Origin of the sequence: Bartonella sp. AA89HNZF (assembly GCF_042196905.1) — a bacterium.
Classification (GTDB): domain Bacteria; phylum Pseudomonadota; class Alphaproteobacteria; order Rhizobiales; family Rhizobiaceae; genus Bartonella.
In genome coordinates, this window is record NZ_JBHIRD010000005.1 from 1 (window position 1) to 22,990 (window position 22,990).

Consider the following 22,990-nt stretch of genomic DNA (forward strand, 5'->3'; position numbering starts at 1 on the left):
TTGAAGATGCCAATAAGTATACGGATGAGAAAATTAGTGGTCTTGTCAATGATGGTGTTAACGAGTCGAAATCCTATACGGATATGAAGTTTGAGACATTGAATTATGCTATTCAGGATGTTCGGAAAGAAGCAAGACAAGCTGCTGCTATTGGCCTAGCGGTGTCCAACTTACGTTACTATGATATACCAGGATCTTTAAGTGTTTCATTTGGGAGTGGTTTGTGGCGCAGTCAATCTGCACTTGCTATTGGTGCTGGTTATACATCTGAAGATGGAAATATTCGCTCGAATGTGTCTGTGACAAGTGCTGGAGGTCATTGGGGAATAGGTGCTGGAATTACTCTGAGGTTGAGATGATAATAGAAAAAATGGCTGTTATTGTAAAAACGAGAAGTATGTTAGTAAAGATTCTGTTTGCTCTTGCCTTAATAGGCAAGAGCGAAAGCTTTGCCAACGAGAACAATAATATTTATACAGTGCATCCACCGCACTTATCGATACCTAAGGGAGAACCTGGCGAAACACGTCGAATTATTATGCAGTTTTATGATTGGACTTTGATTTGTGACGAAAAACAAAAGCTCAAACATAAGCAAGGTATATGTAATGTGACACAGACGGTTCATGATCAAGAAGGAAATACCATTTTTAGTTGGTCTCTTGTTTCTACGACAAGTGGTCAAGCAGTGATGCTTTTTCGAACATTGCCAAATTCTGATATAAATGTTCCGATTCAAATGTTTGTAAAAGGTGTTAAAAAACCTGTTCTTATTAATTATACGCAATGTAATGAAACGGTTTGTTTGGCACAATCACCTGTAGGGCCGGTTTTGACTAAACAAATAGAGCAGAACAATAAGGTACGTATTTCCTATAAAACTAAAGAAGGTAAGGTATTTTCTTTTACTGTACCATTTAAAGGGTTAAATGCAGCACTTAATTCTTTCAGTCCTTAGAATCCATCGAGTATTTTTAACAAGAGTCATTTTTCCATAAATTGTTGTATTATATTTCTGAGTGTAAATTATAAGATTAAATAAGTAAGAAGTTTTATATAATATGATATCGAGATGATTTGTTGGAAATAGTGAGAGTTTTATGAAATATAAAGTCACAGTAAGTTCTTTATATGTAATAGAAAATCAAGTTAGTGTTTCCCGTAATGCTTAAAGAAAGATTTCGTTAGTTATTAAAAATAAAAAAGATTAGAAATAATCGATTTATTTCTTACAATAATGAGTAGACTAAATTCTTTTTTTAAGCGGTCTGGTTATGTATTAATATTTTTCAGATAAATTTATAATTCTAGAGGTTTTTTTGAACGATAGTTTTTATTGGTATTCACAAAATAACAGCTATTGTAATTGCATTGTGTAGTACTACAGAACTTTTATTCCAGCATAATCAAAGCTATTTCATTGTATATAACAAACGAGGCTCGTGTGTGGATAACGAGATTAAAAAAATTTTTCTTATAAACCGTACTAATGTATAGGTTGTTGTAACCTTAAGAGTCAGCAAATAGTATGATAGTGTAGGTTTGTTACAATAGAGGTGTGCTCCGGTAAATGGTATAAAGAAAAGAGCATAATTTATAAAAATTAATGTGAACGTAAACGATTAATTTATAGTTTTCAATTCATAAAGAGAAGAATGATTTCATGAAAACAACCAAAAGATTATACCAAAATCTGAATAATGCTAGCGTAGAAAATTTTGATGATAGAAAAAGAAGAAATGGTTTCTTTTATCATTTGATGCTGCATTGTTGCTTTATTTAGGAGTGAGTAGAAAAGTTTTTGCGTTTATTTATTGGGGGAAACGCTCAAGGGATGAGAGAAATGACCCCGTTAAATTATGGTTCAAAAGAGTTGAAGCGAGGAGAAACATGCGATACTAAAGCAGATCAGTTCTATGATCCGTGTGGTAGTAATAAAAACAATCGTTCTGCATTGTCACGAACAGAGGCACACTCCATATTTGTTGATATAAAGGGACAACAGAGAAAAAAATATTGTAAACAGAAACAGGTTTTTATTCAATCGGAAACAGCTTTTGAGTTTCATGGTCAGACAATGATAGGAGCTCAAAAAACAAAAAAACTCAAAGTTCCTTTTCTTCGACGGTTTTCTCAAGTAAAATCCCCACCTCTTTATGCGGCGCTTGATCTGGGAACGAATAATTGTCGTCTTCTTATCGCATCTCCCAGTAAACCTGGATATTTTCGTGTTGTTGATGCTTTTTCTCGTATTGTACGATTGGGAGAAGGTTTAATAAATAACGGTTTTCTTAATACGCAAGCTATGGATCGTGCGATTGAAGCATTAAAGATTTGTCATTTAAAGTTAAAACAAAGGCATATTAAGCGTTATCGTTTGATTGCAACGGAAGCTTGCCGTTCAGCGGAAAATGGTAGGCATTTTATTCAGCGTGTTTTGGATGAAACAGGTCTTGAATTGGAAATTGTTGATCGGCAAACAGAAGCGCGTTTTGCGGTTACAGGGTGCAGTACGCTTGTTGAGCCAAATATTGATGCAATTGTGCTTTTTGATATTGGAGGAGGATCATCAGAAATTGTTCTCCTTGATGTTTCTCAAAAACGTTCTTTTCGTTTATCTGGACAGATTATCGCTTGGACTTCTCTTCCTGTTGGTGTTGTTACACTTGCTGAACGTTTTGGAGGAAATAATATTAGTTTAGACGATTTTGAAAAAATGAAAAGCTATGTGCGAAGGTTGTTAAATAATTTTTCAGATCGTCATAAATTAGGAGAGTTAGCGCAAGGTCCGAAGTTTCATCTTTTGGGAACCTCTGGTACAGTTACGACTTTAGCAGGAATGTATCTTAATTTAGAGCGTTATGATAGAAGAAAAGTGGATGGCATTTGGATGAATGATGCAGACATTACTCTTATGACAAAACGCATATTGTCATGGGATATAGAAAAACGCGTAATAAGTCCTTTTATTGGGCGAGAGAGAGCAGATTTAGTTTTAGCTGGTTGTGCAATTTTAGATGTTATTCGAGAAGTTTGGCCAAGTCAGCGTTTAAGGGTTGCTGATCGTGGATTAAGGGAAGGAATTTTAATAGAGCTGATGTTACGCGATGGTGTATGGTGTCGTCATAGAAAGAGCAGAGATTTCAAGCGTTAGAGAACTAAATATGGAGACAATGAATAACGATGAAAAAAATAACAAAAACACCCAAGGGTGGCTATGGAGGTTCAGGGTCACATGAATTATATCAGCGCGTAAAAAAGAAAGCAGGAACCATTAAAGCTTCATCACGGCGATGGTTAGAGAGGCATCTGAATGATCCTTATGTTCATCAGTCAAAAGTAGATGGTTATCGTTCACGTGCGGCTTATAAACTCATTGAAATTAATGAACGTTATAGTTTTTTGAAAAAAGGACAAAAGGTTATTGATCTAGGAGCAGCACCTGGGGGATGGTGTCAGGTGGCTGGGCATATAATAGGGTCAAGTGATGAAAAGCCTAGCGTGGTTGGTATTGATTATTTGCATGTTGATCCGTTGCCTGGGGTTGTGATGCTGGAAATGGATTTTTTACATGCAGATGCACCGCAGAAATTAATTGATGCTTTAGGAACAAAGCCGGATGTTGTGCTTTCTGATATGGCTGCACCAACAACAGGACATCGTCAAACAGATCATTTAAGAACGATTTATTTATGTGAAGTTGCTGCTGATTTTGCTCTTTCTGTTCTAAAACCTGGTGGGCATTTTTTGGCAAAGGCTTTTCAAGGTGGAGCAGAAAACACTCTTCTCACAATACTAAAACAGCATTTTAAAAAAGTCTATCATGTTAAACCACCCGCAAGCCGATCAGAATCAGTGGAGCTTTATCTTTTAGCGCTTGAATTTAAGGGAAAAACAAAAATACAAGAATAGCACCTTCTTTTAAGAAGGCTTAACTTTACTTACGTATTTGAAAAAGCTTAACTTTACGCATGTATTTAAGTATGATGATTTTTTCAAATAGTTATTCAGAGATATTTAGAGTTTCTCTGTTAACAATGATGAAAAACTGGTAAAATTAATATATTGCCTATAGAGGTAGAAAGATTGATTCCTCAGTGAGCGCTTCCAATGAAATTTCTTGATCAAGCTAAAGTTTATATTCGTTCTGGTAATGGAGGTTCCGGAGCAGTATCATTTCGTCGTGAAAAATTCATAGAATTTGGGGGGCCTGATGGGGGGAATGGGGGGCGGGGAGGTGATGTCTGGGCGCTTGTTGTTGATGGGCTTAACACGCTGATTGATTATCGATACCAACAACATTTTAAAGCAAAAACAGGGGGACATGGCAAGGGGCGTAATATGACGGGTGAGAAGGGTGATGATGTCATCCTTAAAGTTCCGGTTGGGACGCAAATTTTTGAAGAAGATAATACAACGTTAATCTGTGATTTAACGGAAGTGGGACAGCGCTATCGCCTTGCAAAAGGCGGGAATGGCGGTTTTGGCAATCTTCACTTTACAACATCGACAAATCGGGCACCGCGTCGTGCAAATCCAGGTTTGTCTGGAGAAGAGCGTGCAATATGGCTTCGTTTGAAGTTAATTGCTGATGCGGGACTTGTTGGTTTACCAAATGCTGGGAAATCGACTTTTTTAGCTTCTGTGACGGCTGCAAAACCAAAAGTTGCAGATTATCCTTTTACCACTCTACATCCTCATCTTGGTGTTGTACGAATTGATGGTCGTGAATTTGTTTTGGCTGATATTCCGGGGTTAATCGAAGGAGCCCATGAAGGGGTGGGAATTGGAGACCGTTTTTTAGGACATGTGGAACGTTGTCGTGTCCTCCTTCATTTGATTTCTGCTCAAGAAGAAGATGTTGCAAAAGCATATCAAATTGTGCGTCATGAACTTGAGTCTTATGGAAACAATCTAAGTAATAAGACTGAAATTGTCGCTTTAAGCCAAATAGATACGCTCACGGTTGACGAGCGTAAAACGAAACAGGAAGCTTTACAAAGAGTAACGGATCAACCTGTTATGATGTTTTCTGCGGTTAGTCGCGAAGGTTTAGAAAATGTGCTGCGTGCTGGTGCACGTATTATTGAAATTTCACGTAAAGAGGAGAACGGTGGGGATAGCAGGATTGATTGAGATGGCTGTTGGATTGCAAAAACTCACACACTATAAACGTATCGTGGTCAAAATTGGATCGGCACTTTTGGTTGATCCTCAGACAGGGTTACGGGTTGAATGGCTTAAAAGTTTGATCAGTGATGTTGTTGGATTACACAAAAAAGGTGTAGAGATATTATTGGTGTCTTCAGGGGCTATTGCTTTAGGAAGGACATTGCTACAGCTTCCTAAGGGGGCTTTGAAATTGGAAGAAAGTCAGGCATGTGCTGCTTTGGGGCAAATTGAGTTAGCGAAAACCTATGGTGATGCGCTTGCTCAACATGGGCTCAAAACAGGCCAAATTTTGCTTACTTTATTTGATACGGAGGAGCGAAGACGTTATCTCAATGCACGTGCAACGATTGAGATGCTTTTATATTTGGGGGCTGTGCCTGTTATTAATGAGAATGATACTGTTGCGACAACTGAAATTCGTTATGGTGATAATGACCGTTTAGCTGCACGTGTGGCAACAATGGTGAGGGCAGATCTTTTAATACTTTTATCTGATATTGATGGTCTTTATACAAAGTCTCCCCATAGAGATCCTACGGCTGAATTTATACCTTTTGTTGCATCCATTACGCATGATATCGAAAAAATGGCAGATGTTGCTGCTTCAGAGTTTTCGCGGGGAGGAATGAAGACTAAGCTTGATGCCGGAAAAATAGCTAATGCTGCTGGAACGGCGATGATTATCACTTCAGGCAAACGTATGAATCCCCTTGCTGCAATTGACAAAGGTGAACGCAAGAGTTTTTTTGCAGCAAGTAAGAAATCTGTCAATGCTTGGAAAACATGGATTTCTGGTCATTTAGATCCATCTGGTGTTTTGACGATTGATCAAGGAGCCATTAGGGCTCTTGAAACAGGAAAATCATTATTAGCAGCAGGGGTTATTGGCGTTGAGGGAAATTTCCAGCGTGGGGATACGGTTGCAATTGTTGGTACAGATGGAGTTGAGATTGCGCGTGGACTTGTAAGCTATGACAAAGATGAGGCTGTACGCATTATAGGACATAAAAGTGAAGAAATTGAAGCTATTCTTGGGTATGAGGCGCGCTCTGCTATGGTGCATCGTAATGATATGATTGTACGTTGCTTGATCAATTCTGTTTAAAAAAGTTACTTTTGTTTTTATTATTTTGGCAGAGTGGATGATACGATGACTTTAGAAGAAAAAATGAAAGATATGGGACAAAAAGCACGCTATGCCGCTGCAGCATTGGCTGTTGCTTCTTCTGAGCAAAAGAACAATGCATTGGAAATGATCGCTTTAAGCCTAGAGGCTTACTCAGATGAAATTTTACAGGCGAATTGTTTGGATTTAGAGAAGGCTGCTCAGAATAATTTGAAAGCAGCAATGATTGATCGGCTTAGATTAGATGAATTGCGTTTGGGTGCAATGATAGATAGTGTTCGTCAAGTTGCTCATTTATCTGATCCTGTTGGGCAGGTCATAAGTGCGTGGACACGCCCCAATGGGCTTCATATAAGTCGTGTAAGAACACCTCTTGGTGTAATTGGCATTATTTATGAGAGTCGCCCAAATGTTACAATTGATGCGAGTGCTTTGTGTTTAAAAGCGGGCAATGCTGCGATTTTGCGCGGTGGTTCGGATAGCTTTCATTCTTCTCATGCACTTCATTGTGCGTTGGTACAAGGATTAGAGCGCTCTGGTTTACCCAAAGATGCTATCCAAATGGTTGGAACGACAGATCGTTCTGCCGTTGGGGAAATGCTCAAAGGATTGGATGGAGCGATTGATGTGATCGTACCACGTGGTGGAAAGAGCCTTGTTGCCCGCGTTCAGTCTGATGCACGTGTTCCAATTTTTGCTCATTTGGAGGGACTTTGTCATATTTATATTGATAAATCGGCAGATTTAGATATGGCACGCAATATTGTTTTAAATGCAAAGCTGCGGCGAACAGGGATATGCGGTGCTGTTGAGACAGTTCTCATTGACAGCCAAGCATTAAAAAAGTTTCTTCCTGTTTTAACTGCTTTACAGGAGAAGGGATGTGAAATTCGCGCCACAGAAGATATTGTTTTTCTTATGCCAGATGTAAAATTAGCCTCTGAAGAAGATTGGTCACATGAATATCTTGATGCTATTCTTTCTGTTAAAACGGTTGAGGGGGTTGAGGGAGCTATTGCTCATATCAAGCGTTATTCATCAGGACATACGGAATCGGTTATTGCTGAGGATTTGGAAGTGGTGAAGATCTTTTTTAATCATTTAGATTCAGCTATTTTATTACACAATGCATCGACACAGTTTGCTGATGGAGGTGAATTTGGTTTTGGAATGGAAATTGGTATCGCAACAGGAAAAATGCATGCACGTGGTCCCATAGGTGTTGAACAGCTAACATCATTTCAATATCATGTTAAAGGAAATGGTCAGGTTAGAGTTTGAAAAGCCTATTTTTTCCATGGAAAAATTGTATGCCACATGTTGAAAGATCTAATGTTGTAGGTCTTTTTGGTGGTTCCTTTAATCCGCCGCATGCGGGGCACCTTCTCGTTGCAAAAATTGCCATTCGGCGTTTACATCTTGATCAGTTATGGTGGATGGTTAGTCCAGGCAATCCTTTAAAGGATTGTACACAGTTACTCCCTTTAGAGGAGAGAATGCGATTAAGTTTTAAACTTATTGACCATCCGAAAATTCGCTTGACAGGTTTTGAAAAAGCTATAGGGAGCAAAGTATCGGTAGATACAATTTTCCATATTCTTACCCATTACAGTGGTGTAAATTTTGTATGGATTATGGGAGCGGATAGTTTTACAACGATACATCATTGGTATCGATGGCGTGATATTGTCTCTATGCTTCCTATTGCGATTATTGATCGTCCTTTAGGCCATAGGTCGGCACTCTTTTCTCCTATGGCACAGATTTATCGCCGATTTCGTTTGGATGAGAGAGAAAGTGGGCGCTTACCTTTTATAAAACCGCCAGTTTGGACTTATTTGCATGGACCTTTATCTTTTCAATCTTCAACAAACCTTCGTTTGGAGAAGAATGATTTTTCTTGAACATTTCATAAGATTCTGCTTCTTTCTAAAGAAGTCTCTTTTTGACATTACACAACGATAAGAAAGGATATTGATCTGAAAAACGTTGCACACAAACACTCTTATGATATTATACCTTCAAAAGAAAAAAAAGTTTTTTCTGTTAGTGAGAGTCTTGAAGTTATTCTCAAGAGTTTAGAAGATACAAAAGCAGAAGATATTGTTGCTATTGATATTCGAGGGAAGTCATCTTTGGCTGATTATATGGTCATAGCTTCAGCAAATTCGCAGCGTCATGTATCTTCTGTTGCTGATCATTTATTACATACTTGGAAAGATAGTGGGCAGGGGCTTGCGCGTGTAGAAGGGCTTGCTGGAGGTGACTGGGTATTGATTGATACAGGTGATATTATCATTCATCTTTTTCGTCCAGAAGTTCGTCTTTTTTATAATTTAGAAAAAATATGGATGACGCCGGATTTAAATGATACGGCTTTGCTTCTCTTCGGAGATCATTAAAATGCAAATTTCTATTTTTGCGGTTGGTCGTATGAAAAGTGGGGCAGAGCAAACATTGGTTCAACATTATTTGGATCGTTTTTCTAAAAGTTCTGGTGCTGTAGGCTTTCATTTAAAAAAGTTACAAGAGATACCAGAAAGTCGTGCTCAAACAGTTTGTCAACGTGTGGAGGAAGAGGGGAGAAAACTTATTGAATTTTTACCTGAAAAATGTCGATTAATTGTGTTAGATGAGCGTGGAGAATCGATTTCGTCAACTTCTTTTTCTGAAAAATTGAGGTGTTATCGTGATGAGGGAATTCGAGATGTCGTCATTGCTTTGGGAGGACCTGATGGGCATAATGAGCAAATAAGGAAGCGTGCTGATTTTCTTTTATCTTTTGGTTTGATGACGTGGCCACATCAAATTGCACGTATTCTTCTTACAGAACAACTTTATCGCGCTGTAACAATTGAAAATAATCATCCGTATCATCGTTTTTAATATTTTTGTTCAATTTTTAGCACTTATTTATATGTTTATTAATATTGTTTTAGCTGACACCATTTAAAGCATCTCTAATGTATACGATGAGGTGTCATGGTTTTTGCAAATGAAAAAGCTTCTTCATAGAAAGATGCTATATTTATATGAGGAGTGCGTCATATTTGTCATTCTGCTCTTGAGTATGTTTTTTTGCTTTTCTGTATCGCATGCGGAAGATACAATGAGGAGTACGGAAGTCCATAAAGAATTGGGAGAAATTCGCCAAAATATTTCACTTTCGCGTGAGCGTGTTGCTTTTCTTATGCATCAAGTTGAGCATTTAAAAAAAGATCAACGTGTTTTGAGTGATGCACTCATAAAGGCGGCTAAAGAAGAACGTATAGTAGCAGATGATATTGCTAAAAGGGAAGAAAAGCTTAAAAAAATGATAGAAAAGCGGGTACAAGTCTATCAAAGTTTAAAAAATCGTCGTGCTGAATTTGCAGAAGTTCTTGCAATTTTGGAGCGTATGGGATTGAATCCGCCTCCTGCTCTTATGATACAGCCAGAGGATGCGTTGGCTTCTATACGTAGTTCTGTTTTATTAGGTACAGTTATTCCTCAGATGCAGGAGAAAACACGAGATTTAACAGTAAAACTCAAGGAGTTGACCAATTTGAGTAATTCCATTACTAGGGAATATACAGGATTAAAGACAAAACTGCAAAATCAAGCAGAGCAGCGAAAACGTTTAGAGCTTTTATTAGACAAAAAAAACAAACTACAAACAAAATCAGAAAAAGAACTTACAGAACAGCAACGAAAAAATATTGCTCTTGCTAAAAAAGCGCAGTCTTTGGAAGAATTGATTTTAGAGCTTGATCGTCAGTCAAAACTTAGCTCTGATGCATCAGTACAGGTACGGAAAAGTTTGCAATTGTTAGAACAGTCCAATTTTGAAAGCCGAAAAGGTTCTTTACTTTTTCCTGTTTCAGGAAAAAGAATACATCACTCTAACAAAAGTTCGCAGATTACGCGCTTTGGTGAAACGATAGAAACAGAGTCAGGAGCTGTTGTTATATCACCTGTGGATGCTTTTGTTGCTTTTGCTGGGCCATTTCGTTCTTACGGACATTTAATCATTCTCAACGTTGGAAATGGTTATCATATCATTCTTACTGGAATGTCGAGAATTAATGTAAAACAGGGGCAGTTTGTTCTTTCAGGTGAGCCTCTGGGTATAATGGAGATGCAATTTATTTCAAACAGTGTTGCATTGGATATAGGAAAAACTTCTCCAATGCTTTACATTGAGTTTAGAAAGCAGGGAAAACCTGTAAATCCAACTCCTTGGTGGCAGACTGAAAAAATAAGAAGGAGCCAAAATGATTCGTAAAGTTATTCTTTTGGTCGCTGGGGTATTGCTCGGCGCCTGTTCAATGATTATGGTGCAGTCTGTTGCTGCGAATAATGAAGATAATGCATATAAAAAGCTAGCTATATTTGGCGATGTTTTTGAGCGTGTGCGTATGCAATATGTTACAGTTCCAGATGATAAAAAGCTTATTGAAAATGCTATCAATGGCATGCTCACATCACTGGACCCTCATTCATCTTATTTGAATGCCGAAGAAGCCAAGGATATGCGGGATTCTACGAAAGGAGAGTTCGGAGGTCTTGGTATTGAGGTCACTATGGAAAAAAACTTAATTAAAGTTGTTTCACCAATGGATGATACTCCTGCTTCAAAAGCAGGTATTCTAGCAGGAGACCTTATTTCAAAAATTGATGATGTACAAACGAATGGTCAAACATTGAATGAAGCTGTTAATAAGATGCGAGGTGCTCCTGGAACATCAATTACCTTAACAATTATTCGTTCTGGCGTTGATAAGCCATTTGAAGTGAAGATTATTCGTGATATTATCAAAGTAAAAGCGGTGAAATATCGGGTTGAGGGTGACATTGGATATGTGAGAGTTATTCAGTTTTCTGAGCAGACATTAAATAATCTTCTAGCGGCAATTAAAGATATCCAATCTAAAATTCCTGAAGATAAGCTAAAAGGTTACGTTCTTGATTTGCGGCTTAATCCGGGTGGGCTTTTAGATCAAGCTGTTAATGTTTCGAGTGCTTTTCTCAATAAAGGTGAAATTGTGTCGACTCGTGGGCGCAAAAAGAGTGATGTGACAAGATTTGATGCGAAGCCAGGTGATGTCATCAATGGAAAACCGCTCATTGTTCTTATTAATGGTGGTTCGGCAAGTGCTTCCGAAATTGTTGCGGGTGCATTGCAAGATCATCGTCGTGCAACAATTTTAGGGACGCAGTCTTTTGGTAAAGGATCTGTTCAAACAATTATTCCTTTGGGTGAAAATGGGGCTTTACGCTTAACAACAGCACTTTATTACACGCCATCTGGCACTTCTATTCAAGGAACAGGGATCACGCCTGATATTATTGTAGAGCAGCCACTCCCCGAAAAATATAAGGGTTATGATGTAAAAGTTGGTGAGTCTGCATTAAAAGGACATATCAAAGGAAAACGAGAGAGTAATAAAGGATCTGGTTCAGCTGCTTTTGTTCCCAAAGACCCTAAAGATGATATTCAATTGAATGAGGCCTATAAACTATTACGAGGTGAAATGGTAAATGCAGCATTTCCACCAGATCCCAATAAGGATGTGTTAAAGTGAGAATTGATATCTATAGCTTGCGATTTTGAGGAATATTAAATGGATGCAGGTATTAATTTGAAGATTCTTCCATATCGCAAATGTGTTGGGATTGTTGTCTTTAATCATGAGGGTAAAGTGTGGGTTGGGCGTCGTTTAATGATGCCCATTCATCCAGATGCAGATATTGACATATCTCATCGTTGGCAGCTTCCTCAAGGAGGGATTGATGAAGATGAAAAACCATTAGATGCAGCGTATCGTGAACTTTATGAAGAAACGGGTATTCGATCTATAAAGTTGATTAAAGAAGCACAAAATTGGTTTCACTATGATTTTCCACAAGAACTTATTGGGTGCACATTAAGTAATAAATATCGTGGCCAAATACAAAAGTGGTTTGCTTTCCAGTTTACAGGAAAGCTTTCTGAAATTGCGATTAATCCGCCGCCAGAAGGCAATAAAGCGGAGTTCGATCAATGGAAATGGGTTGATCTAGAAACCCTTCCTTTAATTGTTGTTTCTTTTAAAAAGCATGTTTATATGAAAGTTGTTAGCGAATTTCGAGGTAGCCTTCGGTTGTTATAAAAGCTATATGATTATAAGAAAGCTTTTTGTATTGAGATGCTTTATATTAATTTATAAATAATAAATATGTTTCTCTTTTATGTAAAGAACAGGGATATAAAATGAAAAAGTTATTTAATTTACTTATAGTTTGTACTCTTTTGAGTATTTCATCTGTTGCATTTGCAACAGGTTCAAAGCCTTCTGCACCAAAAGATGCAGTAGAGACATTACCAAATGGTGCTTCTTCTTTAACTGAAACCTATGGCTTGTGGACCATTAATTGTGGGTTACAAGAAGGGAAAAAAGTTTGCTTTATGCATCGTCAAGAAGTAAATGAGCAAGGGCGTGTTGTTGTGGCTATGAGCCTTATTCTCAATGCTGAGGGTGTTGTATCAGGTAGCTTAACCGTTCCTTTTGGCATTTTGGTTTCTAAACCTGTTCGTTTGCAAGTTGATGAAGGGAAAGCTGTTATTGAAACTGGTATAAGGACTTGTGTGCCAGCAGGTTGTGTGGTTCCTGTCGTTTTTGACAAAAATCACGTAGCAGCTTTGCGTTCTGGAAAACAGTTAAAGTTGGCGATGACAATTGCTGCTGCAGGTGAACCAGCTTTGAATGATTTATTTATTCAGCTAGATGGTTTTAGCAGTGCTCTTAATCGTTTGACTGCTTTGCAAAAATAATTTTAAAACTAAAAACGGCCTTTTAAAGGCCGCTTTTAGTTTGTTTGTTTTTTATAATTAATAATTAAAACGATGAGATTTAAGATTAATCCTATAAGGGATATTCAGATTTTTTGCCGTTTCTTCTATTTTATGTGCTATTTTTAATTTTGATATTTGTTTTCTAACTGCATCGTCATTAAATAGAGAGATGAAGAATTTAGATGTCTGGTTTTTATTCAAGAAAAAAGAGTATTGAAATATAAAACCATTTTTTGATACACAGGCCTGCTTTAATGAAGGTTTTCTATACGCTCTTCTGTTTCCTTGATTGAAAGGGATGACGCATGATTTATGCATTGCTTCGAACGATTGATTTGATTTTTGAGATTTATATTGATATTTTAATCGCTAGTGTCATTTTTTCTTGGCTTTATGTCTTTAATATCATAAATTCACGCAATCGCTTTGTTGTTTTGATAGGAAGCTTTCTATATCGTCTTACAAATCCCGTTCTAAGCCGTATCCGGCAAATTTTACCCAATTTGGGAACAATTGATATTTCACCTATTATAGTGTTCGTTATTATTTATTTTATTCGTACTTTTATGTGGCGTGTTTACGCAAACATGTATGTATAGAAATGTTACTTGAGGCGAATACATGTTTTATCAAGTTGATAAAAATAACTTGATTTTATTTGTATATCTCATTCCCAAATCATCTGTTGACAAAATAATAGGGGTTGAATGTAGGGATGGTGAAAAGCAATATCTGGTTATACGCCTTCGTGCTGTTCCTGAAGATGGAAAAGCGAATAAAGCTCTCATTAAATTTCTTGCGAAGCAGTGGAAAATCCCATCTTCTTCTATTTCTCTGAAAAGCGGCGCAATATCTCGCTACAAACAACTTTACTTTTCAACACATTTAGAAGAGCTAAAGCAGATATGGCAATCCTTTAGAGATTGCATCTCGTAGAAAAAATAAAGAACAAAGCCTATTTTTTATAGGCTTTATTTTATTAAAATCGTTATACTTTTTTATTGCGCTCAACAGCTTGCTTAATTAATTCATGAGCAAAGTTTTTATCACGCCATCCTTCAATTTTAGCCCATTTTCCAGGTTCCAGATCTTTATAATGCTTGAAGAAATGTTCAATTTGTTTGAGTGTAATCTCGGGCAGATCTGTATAGTCATGAATATTGATATAGCGTTTTGTTAATTTTGTCGTGGGAATGGCAATAATTTTTTCATCTTTACCACCATCATCTTCCATCATTAGAGCTCCGATGGGGCGAACATTGATAACACAACCAGGTATAAGTGGACGGGTATTACAGATAAGGACATCAATAGGATCACCATCATCTGAAAGCGTATGAGGGACAAAACCGTAATTTCCAGGATAAACCATCGATGTATGAAGAAAACGGTCAACAAATAATGCACCCGACTTTTTATCCATCTCATATTTTATTGGCTGACCACCAAGAGAGACTTCCACAATAACGTTAATATCTTCTGGTGGATTTTTGCCTACGGGTATTTCCTTAATATTCATAGAGACATCCTTTCTGGAATATAGTGAGGCTCAATACAATTAAATATTTTACCAAAGAGATTATGAAATTAACTTGAAATTGATGCACGTGTTTTTTCAAAACGTTTACGTTCATTGGGATCAAGATAGAGTTTGCGTAGACGAATATTTTTAGGGGTTACCTCCACAAGTTCATCATCTTGTATCCATGATAAGGCACGTTCTAATGTCATTTTAATGGGAGGCGTTAACTTTACCGCTTCATCTTTTCCGGAAGCGCGCATATTAGTAAGTTTTTTTCCTTTTAACACATTAACTTCTAAGTCATTATCGCGTGAGTGGATGCCAATAATCATACCTTGATAGACTTTCACACCTGCATCAATGATCATAGGTCCACGATCTTCAAGATTAAAAAGAGCATAAGCAACAGATTCACCGTTGTCATTAGAAATCATAACACCATTAACGCGACCAGCAATGTCTCCTTTATAAGGTTCATAAGCATGGAAAAGGCGATTCATAATTGCTGTACCACGTGTGTCCGTTAAAAGTTCAGATTGATAACCAATAAGTCCTCTAGTTGGGGCGTAAAAGACAAGGCGGACACGATGACCTCCAGAAGGACGTAATTCTACCATTTCACCCTTACGTTCAGACATTTTTTGTACAACAGTACCGGAATATTCTTCATCGACATCGATAACAACTTCTTCGATTGGCTCAAGAATTGTTCCATTTTCATCTTTTTGCATAACAACACGTGGACGTGAAACACTAAGCTCAAATCCTTCACGGCGCATATTTTCAATAAGAACTGCAAGCTGTAATTCTCCTCGTCCTGAAACGTAGAAAGAATCTTTATCGGCTGATTCTTCAATTTTAAGAGCGACATTGCCTTCAGCTTCTTTTAACAATCGGTCACGAATGACACGACTTGTTACTTTATCTCCTTCAGTTCCTGCAAGGGGGCTATCGTTGACGAGAAAACTCATCGTCACAGTAGGAGGATCAATTGGTTGGGCAGTAAGGGGTTCATTAACCGTAGGATCACAGAAAGTATCAGCGACGGTACCTTTTTGCAGACCTGCAATCGCAACAATATCACCAGCACTTCCTTCTTCAATAGGTTGCCGTTCTAGACCACGAAATGCTAGAATTTTTGAAATCCGCCCAGTTTCTAAAAGTTTTCCATCTTGTCCCAGAACCTTGACATTTTGATTGGGTTTTAGAGAGCCGGAATGAATACGACCTGTAATAATTCGTCCCAAAAACGGATCTGCTTCAAGAATAGTTCCAATCATGCGGAACGGGCCTTCTGCGACGCTAGGGGAAGGAACATGCCGCGTTACAAGATCAAATAAAGGACCTAATCCTTGATCTTTTGGTCCCTCGGGGGCTTCAGCCATCCATCCATCGCGTCCTGAACCATAAAGAATGGGAAAATCAAGCTGTTCATCAGTTGCGTCAAGAGCAGCGAAAAGGTCAAAAACCTCATTAATAACTTCATCAACGCGTGCATCAGGTCGGTCAATTTTATTAATAGCAACAATAGGGCGCAAACCTACTTTCAATGCTTTGCCAACGACAAATTTTGTTTGTGGCATTGGTCCTTCAGCTGCATCAACAAGGACGATGGCTCCATCAACCATATTGAGGATGCGTTCAACTTCTCCACCAAAGTCAGCGTGTCCTGGTGTATCAACAATATTAATTCGAGTATCTTTCCAAACAACAGATGTCACTTTCGCTAGGATTGTAATTCCGCGTTCTTTCTCAATATCGTTTGAATCCATCATACGTTCGCTTGTACGTTGATTATCACGGAAGTTTCCTGATTGCTTGAGAAGCCCGTCTACAAGCGTTGTTTTCCCATGGTCAACGTGGGCAATGATGGCAATGTTACGCAATTGCATAAATTTTCTTCTTTTCGTTTAATGAAATTTCATTTGAGGCAAAGTCTTTACATTCTTTGCCTGATTATTAGAAAACCTTTTACATGTTTTTTTATAATTTTGGAAGATGGAGGCAATATTTTTATGGCAAAACTATTTATCCAAGTCTTTAAGGCTCTATTGAGCTTCAATTTCTGAAGCTTCGTAAAAGTTTTTTATAATACGTATGTTCTATTCTCGAGCTAAGAATTATCCCAAAAATCACAGTCAATTTGATTTTTATCAATATGACACAAGAAATTTATATGAATTCTTGTAAGAGTAAGTAAGTATAAAGCTAGCGGTATTGTTGTTGTTGTTTTGCAAAGAGATTGATAAAAATCCGGAATATCTCTCAATCCATAGCCAATTTATTGACAATTTTACAATATTTTTATTCTAAATAAAGCTTTTTCTTATTCAATAACTTGTCAATCAAAATCCAGATCTAATGCAATCGTGTATTTGAGGTAAATATTGAGACGATTAAGAATTTTATAAGAAGTTCTAGCTTTTGTATGCCAGATTAGGGCAATAGTTATATCTTTTGATTTATTTATGAACCCGGAATACAGTCTTATTTAGAAAGAATATGAAGGTATCCAAAGAAAATTCCCATTTTTGCCGTTAATCCAATTTATGCTTTCAAAAGCATCTAAAGTAATATTTTTTAAACCATGGAGATAGTGCATTGCCTTACACTTTTTTGTTAATTGCATTCTCTAATAGGAGTATGCTTTTCATGCCAAACAGAACACTTTAAACAGAATATACTTTTTGTTGCATATTCATGTACTTAAGAGAGATCGCTTAATGTACACTACATCCATTCCATGATAGGGCTCATAAATGATATAACATACGCGAATAGTATACTATTAACGCCTTTGTGAAGAAATATAAAGCTTGTTGAGTATCATCATTATTATTCTTTCTCAGCTGTCAATATTGCGCCAGTTTTTGATACGAGAGAGAGATGATATAAGAAGTATTTTATTTTTTCTTGAATAGTTTTTAGCCATACACCGATCTCGTTTGTGACTGGCAAGAAGATGACTTTAATCGATTTAATATGAGAAGCTTTATGATGAGGTGAAATTACGCTATTCGGAGCTATTATTCAAAAAAAATAATAAATTATCTATAGAGCGGTGCGCTAGAAAAATAAATAATAAAGCTTATTCTCTTATGGAAAGAATCTTAGGTTACATGACAAGATTTTTCCATAAGTAAGAGTTTTTACTTTACATGTTTAAAGGAGAGTTCCTGACAAAATGAGGGAAGCTACAGAAAAATAGATTATAATGCCCATGACATCTACTAAAGTTGCCACAAAAGGAGCAGAAGCACTTGCTGGATCAAATTTTAAACCTTTAAGAATAAAAGGCAACATAGATCCAGAAAGAGAACCAAAGGTAACGATTCCAACTAAAGCTGTACCCACTGTTGTCGAAATAGCAATCCAATGTTGGCCATAGTCGTAGATACCCAGTTTTTGCCAAAGAGCAATGCGCGTAACACCAATAATTCCGAGTAAGAGACCAAGGGATAATCCTGTTGGAATTTCACGAATAATAACTTTCCACCAGTCTTTTAATGTGAGTTCACGTAAAGCCAATGCACGGATAATAAGGGATGTAGCTTGTGAGCCGGAATTTCCTCCTGAGCTCATAATGAGAGGTATGAACAGTGTAAGAATAATCGCTTTTTCGAGTTCTGTTTCGAAATGCTGCATAGCGCTTGCTGTCAGCATTTCACCGATAAAGAGTAAAGCGAGCCACCCGCCACGTTTTTTCATCATTTCAGGAAACTTAATTTGCATATAGGGCTTATTAAGCGCTTCCATACCCCCAAATTTATAGGCATCTTCATTCATCTCATCGACCATAGTATCAAGCACGTCATCAACGGTTACAATGCCAATGACATGGTTACTTTCATCAACTACAGGCACAGAGAGAAGATCATGGCGTTGGAAAAGGCGTGCGATATCTTCATGATGTGTGAAGGGCGATATTGTAATGGGCGAGTCATGGGTAGGGACATTAAGAATTTGTTCATCAGGTGAGGCAAGAATAAGGTTACGCAGTGAAACAGCTTTGAGAAGAGTACCTGTTTTAGGATCAATCACATAGCTGGTATAAACTGTTTCACGTGTTCGCTCGACTTCACGAATGTGATCCAAAGTTTTTTGTATGGTCCAGTTCGAAGGAACGGCTATAAACTCTGTTGTCATCAGTGCTCCTGCTGTATGGTCAGGATAACTGGTGAGTTTTTTAAGTTCAGCGCGCGTTAAGGGGTTAAGCAAGGCATAAAGTCGTGTGCGGGTTTCTTTATCCATTTCTTGAAAGACGTCTGCAGCAGCATCGGCAGACATGCCATCAAGAATTTCAACAGCACGATTTATAGGGAGAAGTTCTAGGATGGCAGCAGGTTGCTCAAGCTCTGGTTTATCAAAAAGTTCGATAACATAATCAAGAGGTAGAAGACTAAGAATAGTGACACGTTCCATGATATCGAGATCATTGATGATATCAATAGAGTCTGCAAAATGCTGATTTTTTAATTTTTCAGCGAGAGCTTCAGGAGAAAAATTTTTGAAGTCGAAGGCCGTTTTAATTTCAGTCATGATAAAGTCCCTCCTGAAGAGTTGGGGAGTTGTAAATCTAAATAATAGATGAGATAAAAACAAAAGTTTATGGAAGATTTGAAAAAACCTCCCCGACTATATTTCCAATTGTTAATATTTTAAGTTAAAGTCAAGGATAAATTATCAGTTATGAACAAGTTTCTGAATCACTGAAACGAGAATACAGCTTAATTTGAGGATAATATAAAAACGTAAATGTAAAAATCAGTTCTGATTTTTACCATCATTTCTTTAATGAAGTTTTTGATTTTCAAAAGAATCTACAGCAATATTTTATAAAGAGTGGAGATTATGCTTTTCTCCAAGTGTTTTTGTTAATATGCAATTCTATTGTGATGTGCGAGCGAATAATCTTTATTGCTTCAATATAATATGGTTTGAAATGGAAAAACTGTACGATTTTCAGGTTTTTTATTCAATAGCGTTTTGAAAGGTAGTTTTGAAACTCAAGAAATAGTTTTAGTATGTTATCAATTTGTGTCGTAAAGATAATTGTTACAGTTTAAATTTATAATGGAGACATAAAGTATTATGACAAAAGCAGCAGTGCTGGACTGGAAGGGATTTTCAGGTCTTCCTGATTTTTTTTCTATAAGTGATGAAGATTTTAAACCCGCTTTTGAACAGGCACTTCAAGAAGCAGAAGAAGAACTAGAGGCAATTGCGATGGTGCAAGAACCACCAACGCTTGAGAATTTTTTGCAGCCTTTTGAGCTTTGCGGCAAAGCGCTTGATCGTGTCTGTTCAATATTTTTCTTACGCACTAGTGCTCATACGAATGTATTAATTCAACAGCTAGAGCAAGAGTTCGTTGTAAAACTTTCTCGTTATTCTTCAAAAATGATGATGGATGCGCGGATATTTGCGAAAATAGATATGCTTTATAAACAGTCGCAACAGGGGACATTTGAGAATGAAACAACACGTGTTCTTGAATTATGGTGGAAAAAGTTTGTTTGTCATGGTGCAAAATTAGATGAAAAAGCGAAGAAACGGCTTGTAGAAATTAATGAAAGACTCGCTTTTTTAAATGCTACTTTTGGGCAAAATGTCTTAAACGATGAAGCTGAATGGATTCTATTTTTAAAACAAACAGACTTATCTGGTTTACCGGAAGATCTCATTGCTTCAATGAAAGAAATTGCGTACGAAAGAGGCAGTGAAGAAGCCTATGCATTAACACTAGCACGCTCAATTGTTGAACCTTTTTTAAAATTCTCTGATCGTCGTGATTTGCGTAAAGTTGCATTCCAAGCTTGGGCTAAACGTGGTGAAAATAATAACAAGAATGACAATCGAACCATTATTTTAGAGATTGTTGCGCTTCGAGATGAGCAAGCTAAATTATTGGGATATAAATCTTTTGCGGATTTAAAACTCGATAATACTATGGCTAAAAGTGTTGATTCTGTTATGAATTTGCTTATGCCTGTATGGGAGCGAGCAAAAGCGAAGGCTTCTACTGAGCAAATTGAATTACAAAATTTTGCCAATAATCAGGGAAGCAATGAATCTTTAACAGCTTCGGATTGGCGTTATTATGCTGAAAAACTTCGCACTGAAAAGTTTTCTTTTGATGGCGCTGAAATTAAATATTATTTTCAACTTGATCATATGATTAAAGCGGCTTTTGGAGTAGCAGAAAAACTCTTTGGCATTACATTTGAAGAAAAAAATGCTGTTGCACTTTGGCATCCTGATGCACGTTTATGGGAAGTAAAAAAATCTGATGGAAGCTTACTTGGGCTTTTCATTGGTGATTATTTTGCACGTTCTTCAAAACGGTCTGGTGCGTGGATGAGTAGATTGCAATCACAACATAAATTGGAAGGCGGACAAAAGCCCATTATCTACAATGTTTGTAATTTTGCTAAACCATCCAAAGGGGAGGTTGCTCTTTTATCTCTTGATGATGCACGTACGCTTTTTCACGAGTTTGGGCATGCATTGCATGGTTTGCTTTCTGATGTTGTATGGCCATCTGTATCGGGAACATCGGTTTCGCGTGATTTTGTTGAGCTGCCTTCTCAACTTTATGAACATTGGTTAACTGTACCAGAAGTATTAAAATCTTATGCTATACATGCAAAAACAGGGCTTCCTATGCCACAAGAGTTGATAGATAAAGTTTTAGCAGCACAGACATTTAATGCTGGATTTTCTGCGGTTGAATTTATCTCATCAGCTCTCGTGGATATGGCTTTTCACCAAGGAGAAAAAGTCACTGATCCAACAGTGTTTGAACGCCAAGAATTAGACAAGCTGCAAATGCCTGATACAATTATTATGCGCCATCGTCCTCCACATTTTACGCATATATTTTCAGGGGATGGTTACGCCGCTGGTTACTATTCTTATATGTGGTCAGAAGTGCTTGATGCTGATGCTTTTCAGGCTTTTGAAGAAACGGGAGATGTTTTTAATTCAGAGCTTGCTAATAAGTTGAAACGTTTTATTTACTCTGCTGGGGGAAGTCGTGATCCAGAGGAGCTTTATAAAGCTTTTCGGGGACGGATGCCTTTACCAGAGGCAATGATTAACAAACGTGGATTGTAAGATATAACGGCATGGTGCTAACCATGCCGTTTTCATATTCTTCGCAAAGATGTAGTTGCAATTTATGCAAATTTTCTCTTCATTATAGCTATGTAAACAGTGTTTTTATCTTATTCGCTTTTTGTTTATAGGGGAAAATAGATTTTGTATTTTAAATAGACATTATGGGAAAGAAAAATTATCAGCTCGATCTTTTTGATGTCCATTTGGTGGAAACCATGATTTTTCTATAAAACTTGATTTTTTTCTGCCTATGAGGTGGGTGTTTTGTTGTACCATATCATTAAGGCTCATTGGAGGCTGACGCATAATTTTACTTGGCTCTTGATTCTCTGATTCTTGTATAAGTTTTTTAATAACTTGATCGGTTGAGTAAGAATTTTCATGAGAAAAGGCATGAAAATTTAAAATATTTTTCAATGGCTTTTCTAAATAAGCAGCAAGTTTTTTCTTTCCTTCAGAAGTGAAATGCATGCCATTATTGGTGCGCAATTTGGTCATTTTTCCATTAATATCATAGCCTGAAAAAGAAAAGTTTCCTTCTTCATCACTAAAGCCACTCCAGATATCAAGAAAATATCCTCCTGCTGTTTCTGTTACTTGTTTGTAGAGCGCATTAAAAATTTTCATTTTTTGTGTCAAAAGGTCATTTCCAAAAGAAGGTTGACCTATCCATATCCACGATTTTCCAGAGGCATGAAGACTTTCAGCAATTTCGATAATTCTTTGTTTGTAGATGTGCATCCATTCTGATTGATCTGTGTTAATCGTGCTATGAGAGTCTATGATGGGTTGATTATCATTGGCCCCGATCATCATGATAATGACATCGGGGTTATTTTGATTAATGAGTTTAGAAATATTGCTTTGCCAAGAATAATAATCAGTTCGAACTAATCCGGAAGCTGGCTTTGTGTTGTTCATAATAACGATATCACTATTATCTATAAAAAACTTCTTAAGTGCATCGGCAACAGCAGAAGCTGTAAAATCTCCTATGACAAGAATGCGCTTTGCGTTCTCATTTTTTAGCTTTTGTATGTTTTTTTGTGTTACGATCTTTTTTTGCGGCTTGTTTATTTTTTGTTCTATAATTTGCGGTGGTTGTTGCGTCTGTTTGTTATGTTGTGACAACCATTTGAAGAAGTTCGTTGCTTTACTTGGGGATGGTTGTATGATCCCCACAATAGAAAATGAAAACAGTAAGAATATCAAGTATATAAGACGCAAAAGAGACAAG

The 22,990-nt window shown here is 37.2% G+C and carries 21 protein-coding genes; 17 read left to right on the forward strand and 4 right to left on the reverse strand.

The window, feature by feature from the left end; all coding sequences use genetic code 11:
- From ACFIN0_RS03620 to ACFIN0_RS03695, 16 genes are all read left to right on the forward strand, one after another.
- On the forward strand, positions 1 to 359 hold a 359-nt coding region (locus ACFIN0_RS03620), incomplete at its 5' end, for a YadA-like family protein (protein WP_375610574.1).
- Positions 356 to 958: an invasion associated locus B family protein gene (locus ACFIN0_RS03625; protein WP_375701936.1), complete on the forward strand. Its 603-nt coding sequence runs from the start codon at positions 356 to 358 to the stop codon at positions 956 to 958. The genes ACFIN0_RS03620 and ACFIN0_RS03625, both read left to right, overlap by 4 nt.
- A gap of 885 nt (positions 959 to 1,843) precedes the next feature.
- Positions 1,844 to 3,154: a Ppx/GppA phosphatase family protein gene (locus ACFIN0_RS03630; protein WP_375701937.1), complete on the forward strand. Its 1,311-nt coding sequence runs from the start codon at positions 1,844 to 1,846 to the stop codon at positions 3,152 to 3,154.
- 29 nt (positions 3,155 to 3,183) lie between these two features.
- Positions 3,184 to 3,912: an RlmE family RNA methyltransferase gene (locus tag ACFIN0_RS03635; RefSeq protein WP_375606735.1), complete on the forward strand. Its 729-nt coding sequence runs from the start codon at positions 3,184 to 3,186 to the stop codon at positions 3,910 to 3,912.
- 198 nt (positions 3,913 to 4,110) lie between these two features.
- Positions 4,111 to 5,136, forward strand: coding sequence for a GTPase ObgE (obgE, locus tag ACFIN0_RS03640; RefSeq protein ID WP_375606736.1), 1,026 nt, complete (start codon positions 4,111 to 4,113; stop codon positions 5,134 to 5,136).
- A 1-nt stretch (position 5,137) separates the two neighbouring features.
- Positions 5,138 to 6,277: a glutamate 5-kinase gene (gene proB / locus ACFIN0_RS03645; RefSeq protein ID WP_375606818.1), complete on the forward strand. Its 1,140-nt coding sequence runs from the start codon at positions 5,138 to 5,140 to the stop codon at positions 6,275 to 6,277.
- A gap of 45 nt (positions 6,278 to 6,322) precedes the next feature.
- Positions 6,323 to 7,579 carry a glutamate-5-semialdehyde dehydrogenase gene (locus tag ACFIN0_RS03650; RefSeq protein WP_375701938.1) on the forward strand — a complete coding sequence of 419 codons (1,257 nt, stop codon included), beginning with the start codon at positions 6,323 to 6,325 and terminating at the stop codon, positions 7,577 to 7,579.
- 29 nt (positions 7,580 to 7,608) lie between these two features.
- Positions 7,609 to 8,202, forward strand: a complete 594-nt coding sequence (locus tag ACFIN0_RS03655; protein WP_375606738.1) for a nicotinate-nucleotide adenylyltransferase — start codon at positions 7,609 to 7,611, stop codon at positions 8,200 to 8,202.
- A 69-nt stretch (positions 8,203 to 8,271) separates the two neighbouring features.
- On the forward strand, positions 8,272 to 8,700 hold the full coding sequence (gene rsfS, locus ACFIN0_RS03660; protein ID WP_375701971.1) for a ribosome silencing factor: 429 nt from the start codon (positions 8,272 to 8,274) through the stop codon (positions 8,698 to 8,700).
- Position 8,701: 1 nt separating this feature from the next.
- Positions 8,702 to 9,184 carry a 23S rRNA (pseudouridine(1915)-N(3))-methyltransferase RlmH gene (gene rlmH / locus ACFIN0_RS03665; RefSeq protein ID WP_375701939.1) on the forward strand — a complete coding sequence of 161 codons (483 nt, stop codon included), beginning with the start codon at positions 8,702 to 8,704 and terminating at the stop codon, positions 9,182 to 9,184.
- A 133-nt stretch (positions 9,185 to 9,317) separates the two neighbouring features.
- On the forward strand, positions 9,318 to 10,562 hold the full coding sequence (locus ACFIN0_RS03670; RefSeq protein ID WP_375610579.1) for a murein hydrolase activator EnvC family protein: 1,245 nt from the start codon (positions 9,318 to 9,320) through the stop codon (positions 10,560 to 10,562).
- Positions 10,552 to 11,862: a S41 family peptidase gene (locus tag ACFIN0_RS03675; RefSeq protein WP_375610570.1), complete on the forward strand. Its 1,311-nt coding sequence runs from the start codon at positions 10,552 to 10,554 to the stop codon at positions 11,860 to 11,862. The genes ACFIN0_RS03670 and ACFIN0_RS03675 overlap by 11 nt, the downstream gene beginning before the upstream one ends.
- 39 nt (positions 11,863 to 11,901) lie before the next feature.
- Positions 11,902 to 12,429, forward strand: a complete 528-nt coding sequence (locus ACFIN0_RS03680; RefSeq protein ID WP_375606742.1) for an RNA pyrophosphohydrolase — start codon at positions 11,902 to 11,904, stop codon at positions 12,427 to 12,429.
- A gap of 101 nt (positions 12,430 to 12,530) precedes the next feature.
- Complete coding sequence (locus ACFIN0_RS03685) at positions 12,531 to 13,091, forward strand: invasion associated locus B family protein (RefSeq protein WP_375606743.1); 561 nt, start codon at positions 12,531 to 12,533, stop codon at positions 13,089 to 13,091.
- Between the two features lie 326 nt (positions 13,092 to 13,417).
- Positions 13,418 to 13,711 carry a YggT family protein gene (locus ACFIN0_RS03690; RefSeq protein ID WP_375610568.1) on the forward strand — a complete coding sequence of 98 codons (294 nt, stop codon included), beginning with the start codon at positions 13,418 to 13,420 and terminating at the stop codon, positions 13,709 to 13,711.
- A gap of 22 nt (positions 13,712 to 13,733) precedes the next feature.
- Positions 13,734 to 14,048, forward strand: coding sequence for a DUF167 domain-containing protein (locus tag ACFIN0_RS03695; RefSeq protein WP_375606745.1), 315 nt, complete (start codon positions 13,734 to 13,736; stop codon positions 14,046 to 14,048).
- A 52-nt stretch (positions 14,049 to 14,100) separates the two neighbouring features.
- Here the strand turns inward: ACFIN0_RS03695 and ppa are convergent, their stop codons facing one another.
- The 3 genes from ppa to mgtE all read right to left on the reverse strand — a co-directional run bounded on the left by ppa (position 14,101) and on the right by mgtE (position 19,173).
- Positions 14,101 to 14,631, reverse strand: a complete 531-nt coding sequence (gene ppa / locus ACFIN0_RS03700) for an inorganic diphosphatase (protein WP_375606746.1) — start codon at positions 14,629 to 14,631, stop codon at positions 14,101 to 14,103.
- 68 nt (positions 14,632 to 14,699) lie between these two features.
- A complete protein-coding gene (gene typA / locus ACFIN0_RS03705; RefSeq protein WP_375606747.1) occupies positions 14,700 to 16,526 on the reverse strand; it encodes a translational GTPase TypA in 1,827 nt (608 codons plus the stop codon).
- Positions 16,527 to 17,796: 1,270 nt separating this feature from the next.
- The gene (gene mgtE / locus ACFIN0_RS03710; RefSeq protein WP_375606748.1) at positions 17,797 to 19,173 is read right to left on the reverse strand and encodes a magnesium transporter; all 1,377 of its coding nucleotides are present in this window, start codon (positions 19,171 to 19,173) and stop codon (positions 17,797 to 17,799) included.
- Between the two features lie 552 nt (positions 19,174 to 19,725).
- Here mgtE and ACFIN0_RS03715 point away from each other — a divergent pair.
- Complete coding sequence (locus tag ACFIN0_RS03715; RefSeq protein WP_375701940.1) at positions 19,726 to 21,750, forward strand: M3 family metallopeptidase; 2,025 nt, start codon at positions 19,726 to 19,728, stop codon at positions 21,748 to 21,750.
- Positions 21,751 to 21,912: 162 nt separating this feature from the next.
- Here ACFIN0_RS03715 and ACFIN0_RS03720 read toward each other — a convergent pair whose 3' ends face one another.
- A complete protein-coding gene (locus ACFIN0_RS03720; protein WP_375701941.1) occupies positions 21,913 to 22,989 on the reverse strand; it encodes an SGNH family hydrolase in 1,077 nt (358 codons plus the stop codon).
- Position 22,990: the final 1 nt, after the last annotated feature.

Coding starts and splice junctions, on each gene's coding strand:
- typA (WP_375606747.1), bottom strand. CDS start 16,526: ATGCAATTGCGTAACATTGCCATCATTGCCCACGTTGACCATGGGAAA.
- ACFIN0_RS03715 (WP_375701940.1), top strand. CDS start 19,726: ATGACAAAAGCAGCAGTGCTGGACTGGAAGGGATTTTCAGGTCTTCCT.
- ppa (WP_375606746.1), bottom strand. CDS start 14,631: ATGAATATTAAGGAAATACCCGTAGGCAAAAATCCACCAGAAGATATT.
- ACFIN0_RS03635 (WP_375606735.1), top strand. CDS start 3,184: ATGAAAAAAATAACAAAAACACCCAAGGGTGGCTATGGAGGTTCAGGG.
- ACFIN0_RS03690 (WP_375610568.1), top strand. CDS start 13,418: ATGATTTATGCATTGCTTCGAACGATTGATTTGATTTTTGAGATTTAT.
- ACFIN0_RS03670 (WP_375610579.1), top strand. CDS start 9,318: ATGCTATATTTATATGAGGAGTGCGTCATATTTGTCATTCTGCTCTTG.
- ACFIN0_RS03680 (WP_375606742.1), top strand. CDS start 11,902: ATGGATGCAGGTATTAATTTGAAGATTCTTCCATATCGCAAATGTGTT.
- ACFIN0_RS03685 (WP_375606743.1), top strand. CDS start 12,531: ATGAAAAAGTTATTTAATTTACTTATAGTTTGTACTCTTTTGAGTATT.
- ACFIN0_RS03655 (WP_375606738.1), top strand. CDS start 7,609: ATGCCACATGTTGAAAGATCTAATGTTGTAGGTCTTTTTGGTGGTTCC.
- ACFIN0_RS03695 (WP_375606745.1), top strand. CDS start 13,734: ATGTTTTATCAAGTTGATAAAAATAACTTGATTTTATTTGTATATCTC.
- ACFIN0_RS03675 (WP_375610570.1), top strand. CDS start 10,552: ATGATTCGTAAAGTTATTCTTTTGGTCGCTGGGGTATTGCTCGGCGCC.
- proB (WP_375606818.1), top strand. CDS start 5,138: ATGGCTGTTGGATTGCAAAAACTCACACACTATAAACGTATCGTGGTC.
- ACFIN0_RS03630 (WP_375701937.1), top strand. CDS start 1,844: ATGACCCCGTTAAATTATGGTTCAAAAGAGTTGAAGCGAGGAGAAACA.
- mgtE (WP_375606748.1), bottom strand. CDS start 19,173: ATGACTGAAATTAAAACGGCCTTCGACTTCAAAAATTTTTCTCCTGAA.
- ACFIN0_RS03650 (WP_375701938.1), top strand. CDS start 6,323: ATGACTTTAGAAGAAAAAATGAAAGATATGGGACAAAAAGCACGCTAT.
- obgE (WP_375606736.1), top strand. CDS start 4,111: ATGAAATTTCTTGATCAAGCTAAAGTTTATATTCGTTCTGGTAATGGA.
- ACFIN0_RS03625 (WP_375701936.1), top strand. CDS start 356: ATGATAATAGAAAAAATGGCTGTTATTGTAAAAACGAGAAGTATGTTA.
- rlmH (WP_375701939.1), top strand. CDS start 8,702: ATGCAAATTTCTATTTTTGCGGTTGGTCGTATGAAAAGTGGGGCAGAG.